2 protein-coding genes are annotated in these 1355 nt (G+C 65.0%); both read left to right on the top strand.

Going from position 1 to position 1355, the window contains the following annotated elements:
* Positions 1 to 685, top strand: a 685-nt coding sequence (gene cysW, locus ASD03_RS32500; RefSeq protein WP_063997121.1) for a sulfate ABC transporter permease subunit CysW, incomplete at its 5' end; no start/stop codon positions are given.
* Between the two features lie 15 nt (positions 686 to 700).
* Positions 701 to 1355 (top strand): sulfate ABC transporter ATP-binding protein (locus tag ASD03_RS32505; protein WP_156408119.1); only part of this gene is annotated, 655 nt, incomplete at its 3' end.

A 1355-nucleotide genomic window follows, 5' to 3' on the forward strand; every position in this document is an offset into this window, starting at 1 on the left:
GTCGCGGCCATCGCCGTGCCGCTCAACCTCGTCTTCTGTCGCGGCCATCGCCGTGCCGCTCAACCTCGTCTTCGGCGTCGCCGCCGCCTGGGCGATCGCCAAGTTCGAGTTCATCGGCAAGGCCTTCCTGACGACGYTGATCGACCTGCCGTTCTCGGTCTCGCCGGTGATCTCCGGTCTGGTCTTCGTGCTTCTGTTCGGCTCGCACAGCCTCATCGGSCCGTGGCTGCAGAGCCATGGCATCCAGATCCTGTTTGCCGTGCCGGGRCTGGTGCTGGCCACCGTCTTCGTCACCTTCCCCTTCGTTGCCCGCGAACTGATCCCGCTGATGCAGGAACAGGGCACCAGCGACGAGGAGGCGGCGCTGTCCTTGGGCGCRTCCGGCTGGCAGACSTTYTGGCATGTGACGCTGCCCAACATCAAATGGGGGCTGCTYTACGGCGTGCTCCTGTGCAACGCCCGCGCCATGGGCGAGTTCGGCGCGGTGTCGGTGGTYTCGGGCCATATYCGTGGCCAGACCAACACCATGCCGTTGCAGGTGGAAATCCTCTATAATGAATATAACTTCGTCGCCGCCTTTGCGGTTGCGACGTTGCTGGCGCTGCTGGCGCTGGTCACCCTCGTCTTGAAAACGGCGCTCGAGCTTCGCTACAGCGCCGAGATCGCCGCCAGCCGCAGGCATTGAAAGGTCCGGATCGTCATGGAAGTCCGCGTTCAGAACATACGCAAGGAATTCGGCCGCTTTCCGGCGCTCGACGAYGTCTCGCTCGACATCCGCTCGGGCGAGCTGATCGCGCTCTTGGGCCCCTCCGGCTCGGGCAAGACGACGCTGTTGCGGCTGGTCGCCGGTCTCGAAAGCCCGACCGACGGCACGATCTTCTTCGGCGACGAGGATGCCTCGCAAAAGACCGTGCAAGAGCGCAACATCGGCTTCGTGTTCCAGCACTATGCCCTGTTCCGTCACATGACGGTGCTCGACAATGTCGCCTTCGGCCTCAAGGTGCGTCCGGCCAACCGCCGGCCACCGGCGGCCGACATCCGCAAGCGCGCGCTCGATCTCATCGATCTCGTCCAGCTCTCCGGGCTKGAGAAGCGTTATCCGGCGCAGCTGTCGGGCGGCCAGCGCCAGCGCGTGGCGCTYGCCCGCGCCATGGCGGTCGAGCCSAACGTGCTTCTGCTCGACGAGCCCTTCGGCGCACTCGATGCCCAGGTGAGGAAGGAACTCAGGCGCTGGCTGCGCGAGATCCACGACCGCACCGGCCACACCACCATCTTCGTCACCCATGACCAGGAAGAGGCGCTGGAGCTTGCCGACCGGGTGGTGGTGATGAGCAAGGGCACGATCGAACAGGTTG

Origin of the sequence: Ensifer sp. Root127, assembly GCF_001425225.1 — a bacterium.
GTDB classification, from domain to species: domain Bacteria; phylum Pseudomonadota; class Alphaproteobacteria; order Rhizobiales; family Rhizobiaceae; genus Ensifer; species Ensifer canadensis.